At 58.0% G+C, this 26,213-nt stretch carries 18 protein-coding genes; 4 read left to right on the top strand and 14 right to left on the bottom strand.

From position 1 onward, the window contains the following. Positions 1-111: 111 nt before the first annotated feature. Entirely contained in the window at positions 112-1,635 is a 1,524-nt protein-coding gene (gene hutH, locus H0921_RS12925; RefSeq protein WP_194538802.1) for a histidine ammonia-lyase, read from the bottom strand. A 318-nt stretch (positions 1,636-1,953) separates the two neighbouring features. On the opposite strand from hutH, the gene H0921_RS12920 reads away from it, so the two are divergent. Then, positions 1,954-3,465 (top strand): N,N-dimethylformamidase beta subunit family domain-containing protein, encoded by a 1,512-nt coding sequence (locus H0921_RS12920; RefSeq protein ID WP_194538801.1) that lies wholly within the window; start codon positions 1,954-1,956, stop codon positions 3,463-3,465. 18 nt (positions 3,466-3,483) lie between these two features. On the opposite strand, the gene H0921_RS12915 is transcribed toward H0921_RS12920, so the two are convergent. The 9 genes from H0921_RS12915 to H0921_RS12875 form a co-directional block, all read right to left on the bottom strand. Next, positions 3,484-4,929, bottom strand: coding sequence for a sulfatase family protein (locus tag H0921_RS12915; RefSeq protein ID WP_194538800.1), 1,446 nt, complete (start codon positions 4,927-4,929; stop codon positions 3,484-3,486). Between the two features lie 31 nt (positions 4,930-4,960). Beyond that, positions 4,961-5,431: a hypothetical protein gene (locus H0921_RS12910; RefSeq protein ID WP_194538798.1), complete on the bottom strand. Its 471-nt coding sequence runs from the start codon at positions 5,429-5,431 to the stop codon at positions 4,961-4,963. 189 nt (positions 5,432-5,620) lie between these two features. Continuing rightward, positions 5,621-7,021, bottom strand: a complete 1,401-nt coding sequence (locus H0921_RS12905) for a TIGR01777 family oxidoreductase (RefSeq protein WP_194538796.1) — start codon at positions 7,019-7,021, stop codon at positions 5,621-5,623. Positions 7,022-7,085: 64 nt separating this feature from the next. Then, entirely contained in the window at positions 7,086-8,036 is a 951-nt protein-coding gene (locus H0921_RS12900; protein ID WP_194538794.1) for an SPFH domain-containing protein, read from the bottom strand. Positions 8,037-8,045: 9 nt separating this feature from the next. Continuing rightward, on the bottom strand, positions 8,046-9,122 hold the full coding sequence (gene hflC / locus H0921_RS12895) for a protease modulator HflC (RefSeq protein ID WP_194538792.1): 1,077 nt from the start codon (positions 9,120-9,122) through the stop codon (positions 8,046-8,048). Between the two features lie 102 nt (positions 9,123-9,224). Continuing rightward, positions 9,225-11,426 (bottom strand): alpha/beta hydrolase family protein, encoded by a 2,202-nt coding sequence (locus H0921_RS12890; RefSeq protein WP_228499621.1) that lies wholly within the window; start codon positions 11,424-11,426, stop codon positions 9,225-9,227. Positions 11,427-11,681: 255 nt separating this feature from the next. Continuing rightward, positions 11,682-12,104, bottom strand: a complete 423-nt coding sequence (locus H0921_RS12885) for a 6-pyruvoyl trahydropterin synthase family protein (RefSeq protein WP_194538790.1) — start codon at positions 12,102-12,104, stop codon at positions 11,682-11,684. Then, entirely contained in the window at positions 12,085-12,858 is a 774-nt protein-coding gene (locus H0921_RS12880) for a 7-cyano-7-deazaguanine synthase (protein ID WP_315851894.1), read from the bottom strand. Before H0921_RS12880 ends, H0921_RS12885 begins: the two co-directional genes overlap by 20 nt. A 62-nt stretch (positions 12,859-12,920) precedes the next feature. Beyond that, positions 12,921-14,402 carry a zinc ribbon domain-containing protein gene (locus H0921_RS12875; RefSeq protein ID WP_194538788.1) on the bottom strand — a complete coding sequence of 494 codons (1,482 nt, stop codon included), beginning with the start codon at positions 14,400-14,402 and terminating at the stop codon, positions 12,921-12,923. A gap of 415 nt (positions 14,403-14,817) precedes the next feature. Between H0921_RS12875 and H0921_RS12870 the strand changes: the two genes are divergently transcribed. From H0921_RS12870 to H0921_RS12860, 3 genes are all read left to right on the top strand, one after another. Further along, the gene (locus tag H0921_RS12870) at positions 14,818-15,549 is read left to right on the top strand and encodes a hypothetical protein (RefSeq protein ID WP_194538786.1); all 732 of its coding nucleotides are present in this window, start codon (positions 14,818-14,820) and stop codon (positions 15,547-15,549) included. Between the two features lie 426 nt (positions 15,550-15,975). Further along, positions 15,976-16,221, top strand: a complete 246-nt coding sequence (locus tag H0921_RS12865) for a hypothetical protein (protein WP_194538785.1) — start codon at positions 15,976-15,978, stop codon at positions 16,219-16,221. A gap of 527 nt (positions 16,222-16,748) precedes the next feature. After that, positions 16,749-21,467 (top strand): glutamate synthase-related protein, encoded by a 4,719-nt coding sequence (locus H0921_RS12860; RefSeq protein WP_194538783.1) that lies wholly within the window; start codon positions 16,749-16,751, stop codon positions 21,465-21,467. A gap of 150 nt (positions 21,468-21,617) precedes the next feature. Here H0921_RS12860 and H0921_RS12855 read toward each other — a convergent pair whose 3' ends face one another. The 4 genes from H0921_RS12855 to H0921_RS12840 form a co-directional block, all read right to left on the bottom strand. After that, positions 21,618-21,923, bottom strand: a complete 306-nt coding sequence (locus tag H0921_RS12855) for a tetratricopeptide repeat protein (protein ID WP_194538781.1) — start codon at positions 21,921-21,923, stop codon at positions 21,618-21,620. Beyond that, positions 21,875-23,077 (bottom strand): tetratricopeptide repeat protein, encoded by a 1,203-nt coding sequence (locus tag H0921_RS12850; protein ID WP_194538779.1) that lies wholly within the window; start codon positions 23,075-23,077, stop codon positions 21,875-21,877. Before H0921_RS12850 ends, H0921_RS12855 begins: the two co-directional genes overlap by 49 nt. After that, positions 23,074-24,849, bottom strand: a complete 1,776-nt coding sequence (locus H0921_RS12845; RefSeq protein ID WP_194538777.1) for a CRTAC1 family protein — start codon at positions 24,847-24,849, stop codon at positions 23,074-23,076. The genes H0921_RS12850 and H0921_RS12845 overlap by 4 nt, the downstream gene beginning before the upstream one ends. Before the next feature lie 285 nt (positions 24,850-25,134). Next, positions 25,135-25,992, bottom strand: a complete 858-nt coding sequence (locus H0921_RS12840; protein ID WP_194538775.1) for a DUF1559 family PulG-like putative transporter — start codon at positions 25,990-25,992, stop codon at positions 25,135-25,137. Between the last annotated feature and the right edge of the window lie 221 nt (positions 25,993-26,213).

The raw sequence follows: 26,213 nt of genomic DNA, 5'->3' as shown, positions 1-26,213 counted from the left end.
TTTCTCCGGCTGCCTGCTGACACGAACGATGCCAGACTTTCCCACAGGGCCGACTGTCAGAAACCGGTGCCGCGACCATCGGAATGATCAAAGTATTCACCCTATCCCACCTTACGGATTCTCATGGGACGGTCGATGCCTGTCGCGTAACCCGCTGGCCAACAGCAACTCGTCACTGCGGATCAGACGGAACATCGGCTGCAAGTCTTCGTGGAACAGGTAGTCGGCTTCGCGATGGGGGATATGGGAACGAATCCTTTGGTGGGCTGCTTCTACCCCGCGTCCGGGCCGCAAGGGATGGCGGTAATCCAAGGCCTGGGCGGCGGTGAGAAGCTCGATCGCCAATACGGTCTCCACGTTGTCATACACTTGGAGCAGTTTCAGCGCTGCCACGCTTCCCATGCTGACGTGATCTTCTTGGCCTAGGCTCGTGGGGATGGAATCGACGCAGGCGGGGTGGCAGAGAACCTTATTTTCGCTGACGAGAGCAGCGGCGGTGTACTGCGGGATCATGAAGCCCGAATTGAGGCCGGTCTGCCGCATGAGCAAACGGGGCAGTCCATCGTGGCCTTCCAGAAGCAGATAGATTCGGCGTTCCGCGATACAGGCCAGTGTGGCCAGCGCCATGGCTGCTGTGTCTAGGGCAATTGACAACGGCTGACCGTGAAAGTGACCCGCGCTGAGAATATCGCCATCGGACAAGACAAGTGGATTGTCCGTGATGCTGTTGAGTTCGGTCTCCACAATCGTGCTAGCCCAGGTCAAGGCATCTCGGCTGGCACCATGCACTTGAGGAACGCAGCGGAGGCAGTAAGGGTCCTGGACTTTACCGCAGTGACGGTGGGACTCCAGAATCTGGCTTTCTTGCAGCAGGAAACGAATGTGAGCCGCCACCTGTATGGCTCCCGCATACGGACGCAATTCCATCACCCGGCTATCGAACGGCTTGATACTCCCTTGTAAGGCTTCCAGGGACATGGCAGCGGCCAAATCGTATAGGTCCAAGAGACGCTGGGCTTTCTCGAGTACGTAGGCTCCGCACGCACTCATGAATTGGGTTCCGTTGATCAAGGCCAGGCCGTCCTTAGCGGCCAGTTCCAGAGGTTCCCAACCTTCCTCGGCCAGCACTTCGGCGGCGGGCCGGCAGCGCGTGCCCGTTTCGTCCCAGAAAGCCCCCTGACCGATCAAGGGCAAGCACAGATGCGCCAGAGGTGCCAGGTCTCCTGAAGCGCCGACACTGCCGCGGCTGGGCACCACAGGAATCCGTCCGCGCCGATCGAAATCTAGCAGCCGCCGGAACGTCGGCAGAGACACGCCGGAATACCCCTGACCTAAAGCGTGGAGCTTCAAGCGGAGCATCAAGCGGGAGATCGCCGGCGGCAAAGGTTCGCCTACTCCCACCGCGTGACTGAGCAGGAGATTCCGCTGTAACAACTGCTGATGTTCCGCGGCTATGCGCGTGCGTGCAAGCGCGCCAAAACCAGTGTTGACGCCGTAGATCGTCCCCCCGCTCGCCAAGGCGGTTTCCAGACGAGCACGGCTCGCGGCTACAGCACTGTCATCCTGACAGAGTTGAGCCATGCTGACTTCCAGATCTTCGTACAACTGAGCCAAGCGTAGTCGGGGCAAGGGCATGGCTCCTGATCCCCTTTCTCACACCTAAGACCATCGATTGTGCGGATGGCCGGAAATTCATCCTACCACATCCTGTGCCTGCATATCCCCGCCATCAGCTCTGCTTCTCGGCTGGTGCGATCGGCCACCATCTTGAGGAGCGTTGAACATCTCGGGGGAAAAGCTTATTTCCGACGGTCTAACCGTCCTGGAGGGAGGTCAGACACACTTTTCCGCCTCCTGCTTGTATCTGTAGCAGAAATATGCGAAGGTAAAATCCGCCGAACGATCAATCGTTCGGTCCGGAAATCACGGACCAGGCACACGGTCAGAGAGGGCATGCCAATGTCGAATCAACCCACACGCCGGGACATTCTCCTCGGCAGTATTGCAACGACCGCGTTCGCTTCTGGCACGCACCTTTTTGTTCATGCTGCCGCCCCGCGCGCCAATCCGATTATCGAGGAGAATCAGCGGCCTGGCACCAACCAGTGGCAACTCACCTACATCAAGTTTGATGCCGGCAATCGCCTGCGCCAATCTCTGATCGAGGGGTATTGCACCCGCACCTCGGTGGCAGCGGGGGAAACGATTGGGTTTTGCGTTAGCACCAACCCACCTACTCCTTTCCATATCGCCATTTACCGGCTCGGTTATTATGGTGGCAGCGGGGGACGCTTAGTGGCCACTCTAGGGCCGTTCGAGGGTCGGAGTCAGGAGATCCCACCACGAGGGGACAAACGGCTACGGGAATGCCAATGGAAACCCGCCGTGGAGATCACCATTCCCCCCGATTGGCTCAGCGGAGTGTATTTGGCTCAATTGAACGCCAAGAACCATCGTTACCAAAGCTATTGCATCTTTATCGTTCGAGATAACCGCCGGGCGGACCTACTGTTTCAATGCAGCACCAACACCTGGCAAGCCTACAACAAATGGCCCGCCGCCGACTCACTCTACGACAACGACCGTCCTGATCGCAAACCGCTGGTTTCAGGGGTCCGCGTCAGCTTTGATCGGCCTTACGCCCGCTATTGGCAAGTTACGGATAATCCCTTGTCCCTTGGTTCCGGCGAATTCCTTCTCTTCGAGTTTCCCTTCTCTTACTGGCTGGAACAGCACGGTTATGACGTGACCTACTGTGCCAACGAAGATGTAGATCGCTCTCTCGATAATTTGCTCCGCTGCAAAGCCTTCCTTTCCGTAGGACACGACGAGTATTGGACGCGGCGGCAATTCGACCACTGTTTGGAAGCGGTCCGACGGGGGGTTCATTTTGGCTTCTTTTCCGGCAACACCTGCTGCTTTGTCCTAGAAGCTAGCGCGGGAAAAAGTGGTCAGCCGCATCGGGTCATCGAACGGGTGGGGCGCTACGGTGGCATCCGTCCCGGAGAAGAAAAATATATGGCCGATCTGCCTGTGCAGGCACCCAATGAAGCAACGCTCATTGGTGCTCAGACCGTCTCTCCATTCAACGGTTCCGGCGATTGGATCTGCCGCTTGCCTCAGCATTGGATTTTCGAGGGGACCGGGATGCGAGCCGGCGAGGCTATCCCCGGTCTGGTAGGATGGGAGTTCCACGGGGACCCCGCTGACATTCCGGGTTTGCAAGTGGTCGCTTCGGGTAAAACCTGGACGGCCGGTGAAGCGGAGAGCCACTACGAAGCCACGATTTATTCCGGCCCCAAAGGGAACATCGTCTTCAATGCCTCCACGATCTTTTGGGCACAAGGGTTGAGCAGTCCTCCGGGACATTGGTTGCCTTACGTGCACAATGGCCGGCCTCACGGACCGGATCCCCGCGTCCAACGAATCACCCACAACCTGCTGCGCCGTTGGCGGGAGGGTTGAACTCCGCTACCTTGGTTCCTAATCCTCGGGAGGAACCGGCGGGGTCCGAGGATGCAATTTCCGTCGGGCTTCGTACTCTTGGCTGAGCACATCGTGCACGATTCCGCGGCGGATCAACTCCGCCTCCGGAATCTCCCCCAGGTCTTTTGTCTCCCGAATCCAGCGTTCCAGTGCTTCCCGCATCCGCCGCACAACCTCCTGATGTTCTGGAGATTGGGCCAGGTTCTTAATTTCGTAGGGATCATTGCTGATATCGTATAATTCCTCCTGGGGTTTAGTACGAGCCATAAAGAGTTTTTGAGTTGCATTGAGACGTCCTTCAAAGGCCAGACGGCGCCAATCGCGCATTATAGGCATTTCATCCATATAATTGATATATTGCATGTAAGGCAAATCGGGATGAAAATTACGGATGTAGCGGTACCTCTTGTCGCGAACAGAACGGATGCGATCATAGGCCTCATCCATGCGATCGCGGGCTGCAAAGAGGAACTCTGGCGGCGATTGTGTCTTGGGACCGAGGAACACCCGGCCTTGCATGTGGGTGGGGATATCGACTCCCGCTAGGGCCAATAGTGTAGGCGCCAGGTCGAGTAAAGCAACCAGATCGTCACGCACACTGCCGGCAGGAATGACTCCTGGCCAGCGAACAATCAGGGGAACCCGCAGGCCGCTGTCGTATGGCCAGCGCTTCGCACGCGGCAGACCCGCTCCGTGATCACTGTAGAATATCACTATGGTATTCTGACTGAGACATTTCTCATCCAGCAGTTTAAGTATATCGCCGACAATATAATCCATTGCAGTGATATTATCATGATAAACTGCCATGCAATCCCGTACCGCCCAAGTATCCGGATAGTATGGCGGTATTCGCACTTTGTTCGGATCGTGACGCTGCTGAGGAGTTAGCCGTGCTGTATTACGGACATACTGATAGCGAGAGGCGCGGACCTGACTTTCATGTGTCACCGTGATGTTGTAGATGGCGAAAAAGGGAGGGCGCAACACCTCAGGCTTGGCCGTCCAATCCACCCGCAGGTCGACCCAACCTTTCGGAACGTCAAAGTTGAAATCTGTCTTGCCGATACCGCCGGCGGCGGGAGGCCAAACGACTTGGTAGCCTGCTTTGCGGAGATAATCCGTAAACAACGGAGGTGTTTTTACCAATTTGGATCGCATATGATGCGTTCCTAATGTTGTAGGATACATACCAGTAATGATGCCTGATCGAGACGGTGCACAAACGGGAGCATGAGTGAATGCCTGGGTAAAACGCACCCCCTGAGAAGCCAGGCGGTCCAAATGTGGCGTGATAGCATCTGGATCACCGTAGCAACCCAAATGCGGGGATATATCCTCGCAGGTGATGAGGACGAAATTCGGCTTTTCTGACGCGAGTAGCGGACATGTGCAGACCCACAACACCGCTCCCACAAGCCAGTACAATTGGGGAAACTTCATAGCGATGCCCTCCTCATCACTATCAACACGATCATGCTTTTCGGTCTTCAACATATTTCCAAGCCATAATGGTCAGAAATAGCCAGACAGATATGACTATCCATTGAATTGTGGATGTCCATAAATATAATTGATGTATGGGATAAAAGGGAGGATGGATGACAACATAGCGGCGCTGAGGGTCCATAAAATTGAGTAGCAGAAAATGGAAGTAGAGTAGCAGGCCGTGGGAGATTGCTGCGATCAGCCAGCCGATCCAGCGGGCTAAGCGGCGGGAGAGGATGGGGTCCTCGCCTGCGAGCATATCCCAGAGCAGCAGTGCCAAAGAAACAACACCCAGGAGATGCAAAGCCTCCACCACCCGTGCCGTAATGGCACCCTGTGCAGCGGCAGACCCCAAGGTGGCTGTTCCGACAGGCACCACGATCGCACTGTAAAACACAAATCCCCCCTGCCATAGCATCAGGGAATACACAACCAGATAGCGGCGGAACAGGGTCATAGATGCAGAATGTTCCAGTGGGCCACATGGGGTGATGCAATCAGCCAGATAGCGCAGAATCGTTATCTCAAGGTGGTGTACAGAACCGCGCCGGTTCCGTCCTTTTCTCCCCATCCCATCATCTGAGCTATCCCTCTATGCCTAGGAATTACTTGTTGCCACAAGTCAGGGGAATACTGCGGGGTGGAATCAGCGTCCCAGCAGGAATCGCAGCGCACTCTCTAGATCGGGATAGTCAAAGGTAAAGCCGGTAGCGAGGAGTTTTCCAGGCCGCGCCCGGGTACTCACCAGCAGAGCGTGGTCAGCCAATTCCCCGAAAAGGCAGCGTACAACGGGTGCCGGTAACCACGCACAGGCGGGTCGGCGCAGCACTCGGCCCAACGTCTTAGCGAAGGTGCGCTGCGGCACAGGCTCAGGAGCGACGATGTTAACTGGACCTTGAATGGACGGCTCCATCAGGCAGTGATAGATGGCAGCGATAGCATCTTCGATACTGATCCAGGAGAACCATTGCTGGCCACTGCCCAGCACTGCGCCCAACCCCCAGCGAAAGGCAGGCAGTTGTTTGGCCAGTGCTCCACCTCGTGGACTGAGCACAGCGCCGAAGCGTAAGTGCACGGTACGGATACCGGCCTGTCGGGCCGGCTCCGTGGCCGCCTCCCATTGCTGGCAAACCTCCGGGAAAAAGCCCTCGCCAGCGGGCGAGTCTTCCAACAACTCCTCCTCTCCCCTATGGCCATAAAAGCCCACAGCGGAGGCACAGAGTAACGTATGCGGACGTTGACCCGATGGGAGAGCGGCGAGGGCTTCCGCCAGACGGCGCGTCGGCCCCACGCGGCTCTCGCGGATCCGCTGCTTCTTTTGCGCATTCCACCGCCCAATAGCGATATTCTCGCCCGCCAGATGAATGACGGCATCAACTTGGGTCAGTTGGGCGTTTGGCGCTGGTTCCTCTGCGGGCCACACGTGCCAGAGAGTACCGTCGTCATAAGCTGGTGTCGCGGGACGGCTCAATAACCGGATGACCTCATGACCTCCCGCTGTCAAAAAAGGAACTAACGCAGAACCAATCAACCCGCGGGAACCCGTGATGGCAATCCGCTGCCGTGGCAGATGGCGATACTTCCGATGGCGGTGAAGGTCCGACGCTGTCACCTGATGACGATAGCGGAATATACGATCCAGACGCTTCCTTACTGTTCGATTGGCGAGACCACGGAGTAGAAAACCGCCCGGCAAGCGAAAGCTGACTTCATCCTGGAGCAGCGCCCGTTCTTCGTCTTGAGGGATGAAACGATGGACGTGCCTCCACTCGGCAAAAGGGCCGCGAAGCTGCACATCCACAAATCCTTGACCGCGTTGATAGTTAGAAGCTTCCGCTTCCCAGCGGATGGGGACTATCCCCCCCAGAACCAAGCGAAAGACAACCCGCTGCTGTCCTGTGGACAGTCGGCCTTGGATATTCAAAATCTGCACGCGTTCCCAGGGTGGCAGTAAGCGCTGCAAGGCGCCTGGACGGTCATGCCAATCGGAAAGTTCCTCAGCGCTCACCGGCATCGGCGACCGCCAAAGGGATGTCGTCACAGTCATATCTGGATCATCACTCCAGGAACAGTGGAGGGAATACCTGAAAGCAGAGGAAGGCACAAGACTTTCATCGGCTTGGGTTGTCTCGCAGGCGCAGGAGATGTGTCAGGTCCAAGCCCTGCGGATGGGCTTGAGCGTCGATCGGTTCAACGCGTCCCCCGCGGATTTTCAGGTCCGTGAGACACCGCTGCATTTCCTGCCACCAGAACAGAACGAGTTGGTCCGGAGAGCGGCCGAGAGCCTGTTGCAGTGTTTGGAACTGTTCGATCTCGGCACCGGTTTGCTGGAGGAGGCTCTGGCGAAAAGCCTCCGCCTGCTGATCCAGCCGGTAGGCTAATGCTCGCGCCTGGCGCTGGCGCTGTTCGGCTTGTTGCTGAGCTTTCAAAAGTTGCATGCCGATGGCGGTCTGAGCCTGCGTCACAGCAGCGAAGGCAGGACGCACCTCTTCCGGCGGTGTCAGCCAGACGACATGTATCTGCTGAATGTGGATGCCGAGCTGATAGGCCGGCAAATGCTGTTGCAAGCGTTGGTGGGTCCAAATCGGCAAGGCGGCATTTCCTGTCAGTAAGACCTCGTCCACATTGTGGGTGCTAACCCATTCCGCAACTGCAGCTTCGCACAGTCGCTCCAAAACTCCCTCCACTTGCGTGCGCTGAGCCAGGTAGGCATCCAGTTCTCTATCGCTTTCGCCGATCACATAATGGACAGCCAGTTGGAGCTGGACCAGATTTTGGTCTGCAGTGAGGAACTGACCGAGAAAGGGTTCATCGCGCGCGGGATCATAGCCGACTGCAATCTGGCGAACCACCTGAACGGAGAAACGCTCCACACGGTCGATTCCCCATGGCAAGCCGAGCCATAGGCCGGGATAGGGGTGTGCGACGATAGCGCCGAAGCGTTGCACTACAGCTCGTTCACCGGGACGAATGATGGTAATCCCACTGCCCAGCCACAACACCACGGCTGCCAGGAGGAGAAAGCGGAGCGAGAGCATGGCCGTGTAGGTCTCCAGAAGCACACGTGGAATTCATTTCCGGTCCTGGGGTATCATCGGGGATGGAGGGGGAGTGCCCATGTCATTAGACCGGGAGGTTTGTGGAGGTCCCGCCAGTGGCCGGAGCAAAGGATGCCGGGTGCTTAACAGCAGCAGATCACGGGTTTGGGAGAGAGCGGATTGGAAGGCGCGGAGATTCTCCAGGAACAGGTAGAAATCGGGGTCGTGCGCATAGGCTTGAGCGCGGAGGCGGGCGGCCTCGGCTTGGGCCTGAGTTTCGATGAGGGTTTTGCGAGCTTGGGCTTGGCTTTCGATGGTACGGGCTTGACGTTCCGCTTCGGCGATGATGGCTGATGCCTGTTGCCGACCCTGCGTTTCGTAATCGGCAGCTTTTCGTGCCCGCTCGCTGCGAATACGTTCGGCAATGCTGCTGCGCACCGCTTCTGGATAGTAGTATCGCCGCAGTCGGACATCGAGCAACTCGACCCCGTAGGTTTGCAACACCTGTTGGGTTAGGTCTTGGCCATCCGCCTGAAGCCAGCGCTGGCGCAACCGTTCACTCCGCCGATCCATGACTTGGAGATCCTGTTGAGCCAATCTCTCTGTCCCAGGGATAGTGGCCGGCCAGCCGATCAGAGCAGCGGCGGCGGTTTGCGTATCGACCACGCCAATCCATTCCTGCATTGGTACAGCGCTAATGGCGGCGGCTAATCGGCCATTGAGCAATGGCGCCAGCACATTGCGTGCCTGTTCCGGCGTCCGCAGGGTGCGGAAGAAACGGTCCGCGGCGGCGGCATCTGGAATGCGCCAGGCTACAAATGCCTCGACCGTCAGGGTGGTATCCACAGCTCCACTAAGAGGGTCCCGCGTGAGGGACTCCACGGCGGGTAGATCGAACACTTGCAGCCGGCGGTCCAGCCGTTGCACAGCATCCACCGGCCAAGGTGCCTTCAGATGCAGCCCAGCTTCCTGACCTCCATCCCGCACGACCCGTAACTGGCCAAACCGTGTCACCAGGACGTACTCGGTCGGTTCCACGATGTAAAAGCAACTGCTTCCCCACACTAAACCCGCGAGTGTTATGAGACCACCTGTTAGCCACCGTCCCATGATGTTCTCGCCCTCCAGCGTATGAGCTAGCCGCGCTGGGGAATCTCCTTCACTCCGCGATCACGGCTTACCCTCGGCAATGCCATCTTCCTGATGGGGTGATCAACTCCCTTGCAAGAGCCAGCGGACAACCTCATGCGCTGGGAGAGGCCCCGCTAGCCGATGCAACTGGTGCGACGCATGAGCGGTTCGATAAGCGTTTTCCGGCCAGGGATCGCGGGCTAGTTCGCGGTGATTGTACACGAGCAGGGGGTCCGGTGCGCACAAGGCGGCAAAAGCGGGAACGTCGCCATATTTGACGGCCCCTGGCAACATCCGGGGATCCGCAACATCTGTGATTGTATGAAACGAGAACTGTTGCAAGTCCGCCGCTGTCCGGCCCACGGTTTCCCTCGCCATGGCCTTGGCCAGTAGGGCTACCAAACCGCAACTCTCCCACCCCACCAGATGGACCACGGTTCCTTTATGAAGTTGGTGGCACCAGGCTATGACCGTGAGAGCATCGTGCACCTGCTGAGCTAGGAAAGTGCGATTGTAGCCGTAGGTATAGCCGGCATAGTCCTTGTTGACCTGGAAGGGTTTGGGCAGAGCATTGTCTCCGCTTCCGAGGAGGTCAGGAGCCAGCACTGTGCAGTCAGCCGCTAGAAGTAGGCGGAGGGCGGGGTGCAATTGGCCATCCACTACCAGGCTCGCCTTACCTTGGGGGTGGAGCCACACAATGCAACGGTTCTCCCCTCCTTTAGACGGGCTACACAGAGCGACCGGCAAGGCGTCTCGCTCTTGATCCCGGCCGATTAGATGCAATTGCACCGCCTGGTCTACTATCGTGACTGTTCGGGGTAGCTCCAGCCCGGGGACGTTGCGCGGAACGACTTGCTGTGGCAGTTGGCTATGGATCATGACACGCAAGGCCGTCCCGACGATCCGACGAAACGTCCGCAAACGTTGGGAATCGCTGGGAAGCCACTGGGACCTGCGCTTTTCGCTCTGCTGCGTGAGGTACTCCCTCAAGCTTTTGGCATCCCGTTCGTCTTTAGGACGGGGATGATCGGCATCGAAAACAGACAGTTCCTTGGGAGGAACAGGTTCAAAAGGCGGTTCTTCGATGTGGGCGTCCCGGCCTTGCAGATGTTTAAGGAACCAGGCATACATCATCTGCCGGGCATGCACGTTGTACTGGTGGCCGTACTCCAGCCAAGCGCGTGCTTGGACCTTGTCTTCGGCAGCGTACAGAGCGTAGAGTTGTTGCAGTTGGGGATAACCCCGTTTGAGGAACTCGCGCGTCCAGTCGTTAGCCGCACTGAAGGCCATGGGCTTGGGCGCAAAAAGAGCAGCGATTTCGACATTTCCTGTGCCGACTCGCAGATGAGAGGCATTTTCACATACACATCCGCCTTGCATACTGGTAGAAACCATTACAGCGGGAAAGGCCGCACGTAGGCGGTCATCGATGGCGGCTAAGATGAAGGTTTGCGTGCCTCCGCCGGATGCCCCTGTCATTCCCAAACGTTGAGGGTCGACATCAGGAAGACTGGCGAGAAAATCTAACGCCCGAATGCTATTCCAGGTTTGCAACCCCATGAAGGATTGCAGGCGTAATTCTGCCTCGGCATCGCGGAAGCCTTGAGTGTGGGCAATCGCGGTGCTGTCCGCATAGCCGACCATGTCGTAATGGAAAACGACAAAACCGAGTCGAGCCAGTGTGGCCGGCAGTGCTTGCATGAAGAAGCGGCCACGTTCCAGGTCTGGCTCCCCGCCAGAGGCTACACTCGCGCGGCCTGCCTTCTCTCCAGCATCGTGAAAGCGGCCATTGGCCCAGTGCCCATGGGCAAAGAGCACGCCAGGGTACCGAACCTCTCCCTTGTTCCCTGCCACTCCTTCTCCCTTGGGCTGCGGGCGATACAAGTTCCCACAGACGTAATGGCCGGGCCAGGAAGCGAAATAAACCTTTTCGATGGTGTAACCTTTGCGGACAATCCGGCCGTGGATCACCGGATGCAGAGGCGGCTTTTCCGGCATCGGCCACAATCCCAGTGCCACGAGCAATTGCTCCCGGAGTTGACGCCGGCGGGTTTCCCAACTTTCACGATCCCGCGGGACGAAAAAGGGAAACTCATCGTTGAGCGTCTTGAGGGGGCCATGGCGATAATCCGGAGAGCGAATCATGCCCTGGAATAGCCGGAGGAGGTCTGCCGCTTGAGCATCTTTTGGTACCTGTTCCGATGCCGGCACTCGTGACGGAGGAAGCAGTACCGGTGTCACAACCGCTGCTAGCATTTGGCGTCGGGATAGAGATGCCGTCATGAGGAGCCTCCGATTGTTTGGTCCGGCGGGTGGAATCCTTGGAATACGCTAGCCGGTCTGTGTGTTACGGCAGTACCTGCTGGGCTGATGGCAGGGTATCAGGCACCCATATCTTCCGGCTAAACGGCGGTGTTAGCGAGCCTAAGGCAGAATCGCCATATTGTCAACAGTCTAGGCCAGCGATCCGGGCGAGTACGGGGGGCCGATGTCGATCCGGGGATCAGTTCAGGAAACGGCATCCTAGCGCGGCAAGCCTTAACACTTATCACCACCCGCCGGTGGACGGTAGGTGGCATAGGAGGATTCGGTCTCCCACAGTGTGACTTCGACGACGGGCAGTCCGAAAGCGCGGGCTTGTTCATAAATCAGGCGGGCGATGTTCTCCGCGGTGGGGTTGCATTCCAAAGTGATAAAAGGTTCCCCCAGCCGTCGCAATTCCGGAATGATCGGATCGTCCCGGTGCAGGAGCATCTTATGATCGAGGGTTTCGTCGATCCACCGTCCGAGCATCTGTTTGATGTCAGTGAAATCCACGACCATGCCCCGGGCATCGAGATCGCGGGTTTCCAAGGTAATAACCGCTTTGCCATTGTGGCCATGTAGATGGCGGCACTTGCCGGCATAATGGAGCAGCCGGTGGCCATAGCAAAAATGGATTTCACGGCTGACGCGAAACATGACCACACTCTCCATCCGGGGGCAAGAGAACCGGCTGGTCATAGTCTGTGGGATCCGGCAGCCTTGCGGCGCGGAAGGCAACAGCTCGTTCGTAGCACTTGCTACAGCGACCGCAGTGACGCCCATTCGCCACCGGCTGAATGCATGAAAAGGTCAGATGCAAGGGGAGTTCCTGTCCCAGGCGGATCACCTCGGGCTTGTGCCAATGGGCATAGGGCCGCACAATCGTGAAGCGGTCGCGGACGGCTTGACCCACCACAGCCGCCATGGCAGCAAAAAAGGCCGGGGTGGCGTCCGGGAAAGGATTGGCGGCCAGCGGAGCCAAAGCCAACAGGGACACGTGGTGCAGATGGCACCAAAGCAAGGCCTTGGATAGCAGTAACACATTGCGGCCCGGAAGGTACACGTCCTCATCGGGCGTCCCTGCCGCCGGGACTCCTTGACCGCTACGACTCCAATGATCGCCATAAAGATCGCCCACCGGCTGGTCCAGAATCACAAGCGGCTGAATAGTTTGCAGGGACTCTATGGCTTGCAAGTAGCGGCGGAGATGGGCCAATTCGGCCTCTTCCCAAATCAGTCCCGTGCGAATGTACAAAGGATAGACGCGCGGGAAGCGCCGGGCGGCATCCGCCAGCATGACCGCACTGTCGATCCCACCGCTGATCAGGAGGGCGATGGGCTGACGGCAGGCTTCCGGGGGCGGCCAATCGGCGGGACCAGCCGGGCCGGGCACAATTCGGATATCGCTCACAACCGCATTGTAGTCACCGCTTCGCAGAGAAGGCCAGAATGCCTCTCATCCACGGGCGTCGCCTAACAGGTTGTTATCCGCTGCTGTGGGCTGCCAGTCCGCAGGTGGCGGCGCCGTCGCCCGCCGGGACCGCCGGCTCCCCCCGGCGGAATACCCCCAGGAGGCATCCCTCCTCCCGGCATACCAGGCGGCATGAAGCCACCGCTCCCTTCCCCGGTGAATGTGCTCACAAGCGAACCGATGCCATTCTGCAAAAGTTTCACTTCCATCGCCGAGCGTACAATAAACACTCCGGAACTAGCCCGGAAGGAAAGATTATCTTTGAGCACATTCGGTGCTGTGTTGCCGCCCCCTGACTTGTTGGCCAAGGCCTTCCACCAGCGCGGCGGGCTTTGCTCATCGTCTCGCACCCAGCCTAGATTCCGCCATTTATCCCGTAATTGGACGGCCTTTTCGCTGTCGTTATACCAAACCAGCCATTCCCCCCGCACATCTCGCGAACCGACGCTGGCTTTGATCCCGTAACCTTTTGCTCCGCTGAGTATCTCAGCGATCTCCCGCTTGAGGTCGTCTTCGTCATTGGTTCCGCCGATGGCGGCGCCATCCCGTTTCGGCGGCGGTTGCATCCGGGCAATGACACCGCTGTCGTAGAGCACAAAGCGCCAGACTGTGCCTCTCACCGTTTGCTGAGCCAGTGGACCACCCCGTCTAAACGCTGTATTTGCCTCACTCCCTTTGTGTCCTTGGATCATGGCCCGAAAAACGTCTTCACCCATGTCGCCGCGGGTGAACACAACGAGCCGATTGGTCGGGGCAAACACTCGAATTCCCGGATAGCGCAGACCGGGATCTTGGATCGTGTAATAATCGACTCCTTCGGCAGTGTACTTCTGGGCTCCGGGCATCTTGGCCAGTAGTCCGACATCGAATTCCGCTTTCGTCCGGAGCACCGTCGCCTCCAATGTTCGGCCCCCTTGCTTGCCGTAGCCTTGGACCACATAGTCCACGACGTCGGTTGCCTTTTGTCCCGTCACCTTCGCAAAGGCCTCCATCGCCTTGCGGAAGCCGTAATTCGTCATAACCTGTTCGCAGGCCTCATAGAACTTGGGATAACGGCTCAGGTGCCCGACATTGATGCCGCTGATTTCATCGCAAGCCGCCGGAAGATAAGCGATCATTTCTTGGGCGACACTCTTGCGGCTGAAAAACCAGTAAAGCAAGCCGGCCAGGACGAGAACGAATACCAAACCGCCCCCGACTGCCCCCCAGAGCAAGGCAGGGTTGGTTTTACGCTTTTTCAGTTTGATCTTACGCGGCTTGTCCTTCTTTTTGGGTCGGGTTGCCGTAGCAGCGCCCGACGCTGCTCCATCGCGGGAGCTACGCCCACGGCCTGTTCCGTCCTCCTCCGCCGAACGAACCCTTCTTTCACCCGACCAAGTGAAACTCCCGCCACAACGTGGGCATCCAATTTCCATGCCCGCTTCCGGCGGCTCACTCAATCGCAATCGAGCCTGGCAATCGGGACAGACGACTTGTACTGCCATGTCTGGTAACCTCGATCAGTGCGGATTACAAGATGGATTCGGATAACCTGAAAGTAGTCTAATAGATGCTATCACTTCTCACAGCGTCAGCCGACTCAAAACTCAACTATCGCGCACAGCCGGCTTCTGGACGGACTGATCGTCTCGCAAAGGCATCAACTCCCCTCCTCCTTTGGGTAGGATCGGACTCAACCTGACGGTCCTGCCACGTCCCGACTTCCCCGCAGCGAGCCGGCAAATCCTAGTTTCCCTTGACACCCACAACGGCAACTGCCAATGTGAAAGCAAAGGGGATCGTCTGCCACGGGGTCTTTAATGGGATCCGCCCATCACTGGGATCTATATTCGGCGACCCCATCTATAAGCCGTAGTATCGGGAGTCCCACTTCAGACTCCATTATAACCGGAGACGACTATGCGCGGGATTGCCGTCATCTGTGGTGTTCTTAGCGGATTGACTTTTTTAGCTTTCCATCCCGATGGCCGGACGCAGCCCAAAACACCCCCCGCCTCTGCCCAAATGGTCCCATCTACTCTCCGAGCTTTCATCGTCCAAGACGGGCGATTCCCCCCGCAAACCGTAGACGGCAAAATGCAACGGGATCCGCGTGATCGATCGGGGAAAATTCATTGCTACGTTTGTGAATACGGCTTGTCTCCGGTATTCATCCTCTTCCTACGAGCGGATCCCAAACAGATCACCGCGGACACCCCGGTGGGCAAGCTGATCCGTGATCTCGATGCTGTCATGCCTAAGTACCGCGCTGATAAATTGAATGGTCTGATTCTCTTCCTGCGGACTGAAGCGGGGGAGAAAGCGGTCAAATTCACGGACGACAGTGGCACGGAAATCGCTGTGACGGCGGATAAGGAATACCCGGATGACGAAAACCGCGATCGCTACGTGCAAGAAATCAAGGATTGGATTCAGGCGATGAAAATCGCCAACATTCCCGTGGGTTTAGCTCCCCTCACTTCCAAAAACCTCACAGCTTGGGGCGTCCAGGACAAGGATGCCGCCACAGTGGTAGTTTATCGACGCTTGAAACACCTAGCCCCCCCGTGGCACTTCCCCACCTTGGGAGACCTCAACGAGGAACAGGCGAAATCTATCCTCCAAACTGTTCTATCTGCAACTCGATACTAACTTCTATCTGCAACCGGGTGTAACCAGATTTTCTGGGGGTGGGGGCTGAACCCGCGAGGTGTTTCCCCAGACTAGCAGAGCTGCCCGGCAGGGAACTCCCAGAGAATTTGGTTGCACCCTCTGCAATCCGATACAAATACGGCAGTCTCTATCTCTAAAAATTTTTTCTCCTTGCTCCAATCAGCGGCCTGCCCAGAGGTGAACTCTGCATTTCCACGGAATTCCCCGCGCTTCCTTCGGCGGAAGTCTGCACATTATCCAGGTCCAGAGTTTGGGTGGTTTTTTCCGTGTTCGTGACGATCGGCTAGACCGGCCAATACCAAAAACTACCACTCCTCCAGCCGTGATAAGGTCTATTCCACCACGACTGGAAGCCGAAAGCACCTTTTTCGCGGGAGTGTCAGTATCTCCCTGTGATGAAAGGGAATGTGGCGGAATCCGACCGAAGCCTTAGTCGTCATCACGGGGTTTCATGCGCAGGAAGATCATCACGCCGATGAGAACGACCAATGCGATAACCATACCGATCATGACTTCGGTTCGGCTGAGGAAGTCCATCATGGCGGAGGTTCCTTTCTGGAAAAAGGGTTAGATGGGGACAACACCATTGACTCTGCGAGTCGGCTGTTACCGGAACTGGCTTTGGGCTCTAGTGGGGATGGCGTACAGTGAAAAACTCCAGTGACGGCCTGCGTGAATCATCCCCCATATGTCACAGGAAGTCCTCACTTCCTGTTGTCGGAACATCCAGCCCCAGTTGCTAGTTACCGGTCACCGAGTGCTATTTGTTGTACCCGATGTCTCCGAAACATTCAAGATGGCAGTGAAATTTCTCATCCCTTTGCTCAGTAAGGGGTTGCTAGCTGGGGTGTGACTGAGGTAGGGTTCTGGTCAAGGTAGTGCGAGCATTGGAAGACTGATCACGTTCAGCGAGGCGGGAGTGTTTCCTTGGCTTGGCTCGGGTCAAATAGAGAGTCTTCCATTTTGCCTGGTTCTTCCCCCACGATGAGGTTTTTTGTTGATTACAGCCGCTAAAATCCTGAGCGGTTATGAGGGGCACTTCATCGGAAATACCCAAGTATTGATTGCCAGCCGAGTCGGGGCCGGAATACACTAGACTATTCGATGTGTTGGTGTTCCGTCCGGAGTTGCGAGACAGAACGTCGCGACGGCAGGGTTTTTCTGAGGAGGCGATCTCCGTGGATGCCTATGGTTGGCAGCGTGTACGTGAGGGCCATTTGCTGTACACCGATGAAGTGGGTCGGGATGCCTGCGGGATTGGCGGAGTGGCTGCCAAAGATGGTAAGCCGAGCCACGAGGTGGTCCGCAAGGCCCTGACGGCATTGGCCTGCATGGAGCACCGGGGCGGTGTCTGCGGAGACACGGGAGATGGAGCAGGTCTAACTGCTGTCATTCCGCAAGCGTTTTTCAAGGAGGAAGCCCGTCGGCTTCGCTTGGATGGCGCGCGTTATCTCAAGCCGGAAGATCTCTTAGCTGTCGGCGTGATCTTTCTGATGGAAAGCGACCCGGTTCGCCAGGATCGCGTCCGGCAGTTGATCCGCGAATGCATCCCGGCTGAGAGCTTTCCGCTTTTAGGCGTTCGGCCCGTTCCCACGTGTGACGATGTGCTCTCGGCACGTGCCCGCTCGACGCGGCCGGCGAGCATTGAGCAATGGCTGTATCGGGTCAACGTCCCCCACGAGGCCGAGGCTGAGCGCCGGCTCTATCGCGCCCGTTTGGCTTTGCGTGCCCGCTTGGCCGAGGAGGGGCTTCAGGTCTACATCCCTTCCTTTTCCACCCGCCTGATCAGTTACAAAGGACTACTTCGAAGCCCCCAATTGGCCGAGTACTACCCGGACCTAACCCAACCGAACTTTGAAACTGGTATTGCCATCTTCCACCGGCGTTACAGCACCAATACGTTCCCGAATTGGACGCTGGCTCAACCTTTTCGCATGACCTGTCACAACGGGGAAATCAACACAATCCGCACCAATCGCAATGCTGTTTCTGCCTTCGCCCGCAGTTTACAACCTCCCATTCCAGGGGGGGAGTTGCTCTCGCCGAAAATGAGCGACTCCGCCAGTCTCGACGAATGGCTGGAATACCTGGTATTGGAGCAAAACTGGAGCTTGCTACGGGCGCTCCGCGTGTCTATTCCGCCCGTTTGGGACACAGAGGCTGACGTTTGGGGACCAGATGCTTTTGATCTGTTCACCTACTATCGGCGAACCTTGGGTTCCCTGGCGGCTTGGGACGGACCCGCAGGAATCATCGGCACCGATGGCCGTATCCTGGTCGGCCTTGTGGATCGGATGGGACTGCGACCTGTCCGCTGGTGTTCCGATCGCCGCGGCTGGTTGTACATCGGGAGCGAATCGGGGGTGTTCGGCCTCGATCCCACCACCATCGTCGCCAGTGGCCAATTGCAGCCAGGACAGATGATTGCCCTGGATACTACCAGCGGAGAACGCCTAGATAGCCACCAAATCCTTGCGCGGGTCGTCGCCGAGGCGAAAGCCGAGTTGGGCGATCTGCACGAACTCAACCGCCGCCAGATTATCATTCCGGAAGGCTTTGACTACACCCGGCAAACGGAGGACCTGATTGAGGCCGCCTTGGCTGACCGCAACTGGACGTTAGATCATCTGCTGCAAGCGGCGGGTTGGGACTTCGATCGGGCCGTCTTCGTCAAAGAAATGGCCAAGCTCAAAAAGGAGCCGCTCAGCTCTATGGGCCATGACCGCGTGTTGACTATCTTCAGCCAGCACCATCCGACCTTGTTCAAGTATTTACAGCAAACTTTTGCGGAAGTGACCAATCCCCCGATCGACCCATATCGCGAAGGCGGAGCCATGTCGCTGACGACCTACATTGGACGTGCTCCCCGTTGCGGCGGTCAGGGGGCTAATGGCGACGAACTCCCTATCCGCCAGATGGAGTTGTCTTCGCCGGTGATCTCCGACGCCATCATCGAAGAAATCCGGCAGAACGAGGTGCTGGGGTTCAAGTTGTTGGATGCCACCTTCCCCTTGTCCGGCGGCGTCGAAGCCCTCCGCGCCAGTCTGATCGCGTTACAAAGCTCCGCTGAGAAGGCCATCCATGACGGCTACCACGTGCTTTGCATCTCCGACAAGGAAGCCTGCAAACGCGGCATCTACCCCATTCCTTCTTTGCTGGCCCTGGGAGCTGTCCATCAATACCTCTGCCGCCAAGGATTGCGGCAGCGCTGTAGCCTGATCGTCCAAGCAGGTGACATTCAGGAAGGGCATGACGTTTGCTGCTTGGTCGCTTTCGGAGCCGATGCGGTCCATCCATATCTCATGCTCCGGTTGGTCAAGGATGGCTTGATCTTTAAGGACCCCGATTCCAAGAACGAGCTGCGTCTTGAGCCGCGCGAGGCTTTGGAGAACCTCTTCATTGCTCTGGAAGACACCATCAAGAAGGTGATCTCGAAGATGGGGATCACCACCATCGAAGGGTATCGCGGGGCACAGCTATTTGAAGCAGTGGGCTTTGGTCCCGAACTGATGGAGTTCCTGGGGGATTTTCCCAGCCGATTGGGCGGAATCGGCTTGGCCGAACTGGTGGAAGATGCCCAATGGCGGGTGCAACAAGCCGAAAAGATGACGGTGCTTGGTCGCAACCGGGACTATCACGCCTTCAATGCCAAAGTGCGCATGGCTTTGCGCGACGCCGTCAAGGAAGCCCATCCGGAACCGGACGCTGGGGGTGGCGAAATGGCCTATACTGCCCCTCCGGCAGAGTGCGACCCCCAAGTTTTTCACCGGATCGAAAGCAAATATGCCAAGTTCACCGAGTTGATCAATACACGGGTTCCCACCGTCTTGCGCGACCTGTTCACGGTAGCTCAGGCGCCCCGCCCCCTGCCGCTGGAAGAGGTCCAGTCAGCACAGGATATCATCCGCCGCCATTTCCGCGGTGCTGCCATGAGCCACGGTGCCCTCACCGGTGCTTCCCACATGACGATTGCCGCTGCCCTCAACGAACTAGGCACCTTCAGCAATAGCGGCGAAGGGGGAGAGGCTCGCTGGCGCAATGATATTCCGGAGCGAGCATGGGGACCGTTCTGGGAGAAGGTCCGCGAACAACGCTTGGCGCATCCCGAAATCTACTGTCTCGGTGGCGATATTCGCAGGAGCCGCTTCCGTAGCCGAATCCGTCAGGTGGCGAGCGGCCGTTTCGGTGTCGATGCGGAATACCTCGTCAATGCCGAAGAAATTCAGATCAAAATGGCTCAGGGGGCCAAGCCGGGAGAAGGCGGGCAGTTGATGGGCAAGAAAGTGACCACGGAAATTGCCGAAATCCGCTTCGCCAAGCCCGGCACGGACCTGATCAGTCCGCCACCCCATCATGATATCTACTCCATCGAAGACTTGGCTCAGCTCATTTACGATTTGAAGGCCGTCAAGCCGGGAGTCTTAGTCTCGGTGAAGCTAGTGGCCGTGGAGAATATCGGCACCATCGCCGTGGGCGTGGCCAAGGCCGGTGCGGACATCATCGAAATTGACGGCATCGACGGCGGCACCGGAGCGGCGATGGTCTCCAGCAAGGAACACGCTGGGTTGCCCAGCGAAATGGGGCTGGCCGAGGCCCATCAGGCTCTGGTGGTCAATGGCTTGCGCCGTACGGTCCGCCTGCGAGTCGGTGGCGGTATCAAAAACGGCTACGACATCATCAAATACGCCCTCTTCGGCGCTGACGAGTTCAGCTTCGGCCAGGCTTTAATGGTCTCCGTAGGGTGCATCGTCTGTAAAAGTTGCCACATTCCGAATTGCCCCACCGGCATCACAGGCAGTCCGGAGATTTTCAAAGGTCATCCGGAACATACGAAAGCCTACCTGCTGGCCGTGGCCCAAGAAGTGCGCCAGATTCTCGCAGCGATGGGCTTCCGGCAACTGTCGGATATCACCGGCCGGTGCGAACTGCTTGTGCCCCGCACCGACCTGAAAACGCGCCATCCCCGTGCCGCCTTGCTCGATTTGTCCCGCTTCCTACAACCGGACATGGCTTTGTGCCGGTTAGAAGAGAAGTATCCCCAGAACCCGCCACCTGCCAGCGGAGTCAAGGAGATCGATCTGGGGTTGAATCGGAAGATTCTCGATGCCGCTTATGATGCCATCGATACGGCCCAGAACGCCGATCTGGTTTTCCGCATTCGCAATTCCGACCGCAGTGTGGGGGCAACAGTGGCAGGTCTAATCGCCCAGCTCTACGGGCGGGAAGGAATGCCGAATCATCGCAAAATCCGCGTGCGCTTTGAGGGGGAAGCCGGACAAAGTTTCGGCGCCTGGTGCGTCAATGGTCTGGATTTGGAGCTGCGAGGCTTTGCCCAGGATGGCGTGGCCAAGGGAATTTCCGGTGGGACGGTGGTAGTGACCCTAGATTATTCTGCCAGCGACTATGGGGGCGAAATCCAGAGCGTGGCCGGGAACAACGTCGGCTATGGTGCCACGGGCGGCACCATCTTCATCGGCGGCCGGGCGGGCCATCGCTTGGGTATCCGCAACAGCGGAGCGACCATCGTGGCCGAAGCCGCTGGCAAATATGCCTGCGAATACATGACCCGCGGGCGGGTTCTCATTCTCGGACCGGTCGAAAACGAGATCGGCTCCGGGATGACCGGCGGCGAACTGTTCATTTACGATCCCAAAAACGAGGTGCCGGCCAAGCTCCACGGCAAGAGCGTGACAGTCATCGATTGCTCCCACGTGGATTACGAATGGATGCACCCCTTGCTGCACCAATACTTTGCCCGCACAGGTAGCCGCCAGGCGGAGTACATCCTCAAGAACTGGGCGGAAATTCGCCGCGGACGCCGCATCCGTAAAGTCCTGCCCCTGGCCGTGGCCCGTGCTATGGAAGACCTCAAAACGGCGGGCACCAATGCCGGCTAATGAGGACGTCCGGCATCCCGCTGTGCTCATGCTCACCGGTCAGGTATTTGGCATGCCTGTTGTCGGTTCCCACCCCCCACTACGCCCCTAGCCCGCAACCACAGCAAGGGGCTATTCCAATCCCCGCTCACCTTCACCCTGCATCAACTGTCAGCGTTGACGCAAGCGTTGCAGCTCCAGGGAAGGCCGTGGGTCCATCGGGCGGAGTTGGGCCGCCGTCTGCAACTCCTTTTCCGCCTCTGCAAATTGCCCGCACCGGACAAGGGCCTGCCCCAAGGCCAAATGCAGCTCGAAGTTGTCCGGTTCGATGGCCAACCCTTGGCGTAAAGGTGCGATAGCCTCTTGGGCCTGTCCCAGTTGCAGGAGGGCCAAACCGCGGAACAGGCAGGCATGGCCGTGATCTGGTCTCAGCTCGATCGCCAGGCGTGCCGCTTCGGCGCAGCTTCCTGAAACCATTCGCGCAGTTGGGGATGGCCGGGGTTGTGGGATTGGACGATTTCCGCATGGGCATACAGAACCAACGCATAGGTGTATTGCACGCGGGCATCGCGGGCATCCAATTCCCGAGCTTCCTGGAGCAATTTCAGGGCTTCGCTATGCTGATGCAAGCGGGCCAGATTGACGGCGGCACCCAGGAGAGCATCCACCGTCTTCTGATCTTGCAAAGCTTTGAGGTACAATTGGGCGGCTTCAAAGAAACGTCCATCTCTTTCCAAAACCCCTGCACGCCGTTGCAGGCCGCGCCGCCCCACTTGTAGACTGACCACGTGATCCAGGTAAGGGTCAGGCCAGGGCGGGTCAGGGTCTGCTGTGGAAGCGATCGATTCATACTGGCGTGCGGCGGTCAGGTCGCCCTTCATCCGCGCGAGTGCCGCCAAATGGGTATGGGCCTGTTTGCGGCAGCAAGGGTATTCACGTATAGCTTGCAGATGGGACCATGCCTCCTCGGTGTGGCCCAAGGCTATAGCGGCCAGGGCCAGACCGAAGCGGGCGCGTGGTTCCCCCGGCGGGGGTGACAGATATTTGCGGAACAGCTCCGCTGCCTGTTCGGACTCGCCGCGCTCCAGAAGAGCCTCCGCCAGTGTCATCTCGCAAACCAGTTGGTATTGTGGCTGATTGCGGCTCGCCTCAACCGCTTGCCGAAGCAAATCCACTGCCTCCTGCGGCCGCCGCTTCAGGGCGATGAGTGCCCGCGCGTAACACCACCGGGGATCGTTCGGATCGAGGCGGCTTGCCACCGCAAAACATTCCTCCGCCTCCCGATCGAACAGATGGGCCAACAGGATCGTGCCATAGTCTCCCCAAGCCGAGGCTTGCCGGCGCTGCTGTAACAACTTCTGATGATACTCCTGAATCACCCGGCGGACTTCGCTTTCCTCACTATCGACCACAGGCGGTTCCGGCAGCGGTGGTGGCCAGAAGAACCAAACGGTCCAAATGATCCCGACTCCCAAGGCGATTGCACCACTGGCCAACAGCCAGTACAGGCTTCGCTTACGCTTACCGGTATTTCCGCTTGCAGAGGGAGTAGGGGCCGGCGGTGCTGGCAGGGCCGAGGGTGATTCTGGTGCCAGCGGCGCAGAAGCCTCGGAAAAGTGCCGCGCTTTCATGGCTGCTTCCCAGGACTCGGAGAAGGGCCGGGACTGGACGAGACCGCCATTCCTTCTCCCCGGCGTAAACAGACCCGACGATCCACACCTCCAATCGTGAATCGTTCCACTTCCCCCTGTCCATCCGGCCAGCGGACTTCGACGGCATCCACCGCGGTTACCGTTCCTAGCCCGATATGGAGATAAGGTGAACTGCTGCTCAAATAACTTTCTGCCGGCTGAACAGTACGAACCCATTCTCGCCCGCCCGCACGGACACGTACCTCAGCACCGTATGCTTCACGTTTGAGCTTGGGATCGACCACTTGCAGCGCCAGCCAATGTCCGCGCTGCGGGCACACATTACGGAAAATGCGGGCACGGCTACCGATGGCATTGACAATCAAATCGACGCCTCCATCCCCGTCCAAGTCGGCAGCGACCAGGCCGCGACCCACATTCCAATAGCCGCAAAATGCCGGGTTCTCCTCGGAAATGTCCCGAAACTTGCCCTTCCCGTCATTGGCGAACAACTGATTGCGTTCCGCGTAAGTTTCCCAGAAACCCAGGCGGGCATCCTGAGCCGGGCCGCCGCGATGAACCCGGCCGTTGACCTGGGCGATATCCGGGCTGCCATCGTTGTTGAAGTCCGCCATCAGGGTGCCAAATCCCGTGCCACGCCACTGACTTTGCATAAGACCCGCCGCGGCTGTTTGATCGCGGAACAATCCCCGTGGTCCCTGCCGCCAAAGCGTGTGGGTTTCGCTGCCCAAATGGGTCACATAAATGTCGAACAAACCATTGTTGTCCGTATCGCCAATGGCCACTCCCATGCCTGCATAGGCCTTTCCCATGACCGTCAGGGCTACACCCCGCGAGGCGGCTTCATCCCGGAAGGTGCCATCCCGCTGATTCATCCATAAGCGGTTTGGCGCGCCGTCATTGGCCACAAAAATATCCGGCCAGCCATCCCCATCGAAATCAGCCACCGTGACTCCCAAGCCGGGACCTGCGAGCCGCCCCAAACCCGACGTCAGGCTCACATCCTCATACCGCGGCACCCCTCCGGCCAGACCCCGATGACGGAAGAGCTTGCTACACACGGGTGGAAACGCATTGGGACCACAAAAATCCAGTTTTCCTTCGGGTGAGCGGCATTCCACCTTCGGATCGTAGTCTAGATAATTCACCACCACTATATCCAGCCAGCCGTCCCGATCGTAGTCGAGAAAAGCGCAAGAGGCCCCCCAAAGGGGGTTGAGCAGGCCACTGGCGGAGGTCACATCTTCAAATCGCCCCTGACCACGATTGAGAAACAAACGGACACTCCCATAGAAAGTCAGCAGCACATCCGGCAATCCATCGTTGTTGACATCTCCAATCGCTACCCCATGACAGTGACCGGCGACATCGAGGCCGGAACCCGCGGTGATATCCTCGAACTTTCCCGCTTGCACCTGGCGGTAAAGGCGATTGACGGATGAGGATTGCGGGCCGCCGAATTGCAGCCAGTACAAATCGAGCAGACCGTCCCCATCACAGTCGAGAACGGCTAGCCCCGATCCCATCGATTGTGGCATGAAATACGTGCCGGTCGGCCCGGCATCGTGGACAAAGTCCACGCCCCAGGATTCGGTGACATCCGCAAACCACTCCTCGGCTGCGGGCTGGGAATCCGCCGGCGTGGATTCCCCTCCTCCATTGCCGCTGCACCCCGTGCCGAGAAGCCATCCCCATCCCCCTACCAGGAGCAAGCCCAAAAGATAGCGCCGCTCAAGCGTGGGGCACTTCATCCTCTTGGCTCCTCATCTACGGGATGGTTTGCTTCCATCATATAGCCTCATGGGCGGGATATGCTAGCTTTGGGAGTCGATACTAGATAGAGGAACAGAAAAGCACCGAAGGGGTACCCTTCGGTGCCATTCGTATGAGTCCGTAGCAGCTTGGTCGCTCTCAGCCAACAGGTGGTTGATCAGGGAGAGACCTGAGATCAACGACCATCCGGCTTGGCACTGTTTTTTGTGGGTTTACCGTGATATGTCGCGTGAGGCAACTCTGCAACTTTCCTCTCCCAAATATCACTCGTTCAGAGTCGCTGGGTTGTTGCTGTTCCATTGCAAAGCAACTTGGAAGTTGACCGAGCCGCTGAATGCATAGTTCACCATGCGGACACTGCCATCCACCATGAGGAACGGGCAACCTCCGGCAAACGGCGAACCCCAGCGATTATCTTGAGTGATGCTAACATTGTCCTTGAGGATTTCCAGGCCACCACGTCCCGTTCCGCCATAGCCCCCGGAATAAATAACTTGTTCCCAGTTGCTACCATGGGTCCGGCGATATTCATTGGGGTTCAAGTACCCCTGACCAACATAGATGACGTTGCTAGTACCGCGAGCAGAGGTGATTTGGCTCATGGTAAGCCGGAAGGTAGCGGACGTCGAAGGATTGGTAGTGTCGGCGTTCGAGTATGGACCACCGAAAGAGTTCCAATTGATCTTGTAATCCGTGAATGGACCATTGAAGCCGGGGCTATTAGCACCTGTTGTGGAGAAGCCGCCGCGGCCACGGGCAGGGCAGAGGTAGGTCTTCACCGGGACACCTCCAGGAGGAGATAGAGGTGTGAGCCCCGCACCACCAGCCTGGTTGAACATGGCCTCCTGTTCCACAAAGGGGAGCAGGTGGTAGGCCCAGCACCAGTCCGCCGGCCGGGTGGTATTCATCCCATTGTGAGGAATGCGTCCGCGGGCATCGTGGTAGTTGTGCATGGCCAGGCCGATCTGCTTGAGGTTGTTCTGGGCGCTAGCGCGGGCCGCCGCTTCCCGCACCTTCTGAATAGCGGGTAAGAGCAGGCCCACGAGGATGGCAATGATGGCGATCACCACCAACAACTCGATGAGGGTGAACGCCTCCCGTACGGAAGTCCGTCGCTTCATGGTAACACCTCACTGGTTGGAACACGGAAAGTAGCAAGGCCAATAACCCTACGACATGATCTGGCCTCACTTGCTACTTCAGAGTATCCGACGATCATGAGAAGATCAAGCGAAAAAATCCCGAAAGGGGAAATTTTTGGGAACTTTGTGGGGAGCCAAATCCTTTCAAGGCAGGATATTGGGGGGCAACCGCGAGGCAAGCCCCGCCGGTTCTCCATGTC

Origin of the sequence: Thermogemmata fonticola (assembly GCF_013694095.1) — a bacterium.
Lineage (GTDB): Bacteria > Planctomycetota > Planctomycetia > Gemmatales > Gemmataceae > Thermogemmata > Thermogemmata fonticola.
The sequence above is the reverse complement of the archived record's forward strand: the minus strand, read 5'-3'. Positions and strand labels throughout refer to the sequence as shown.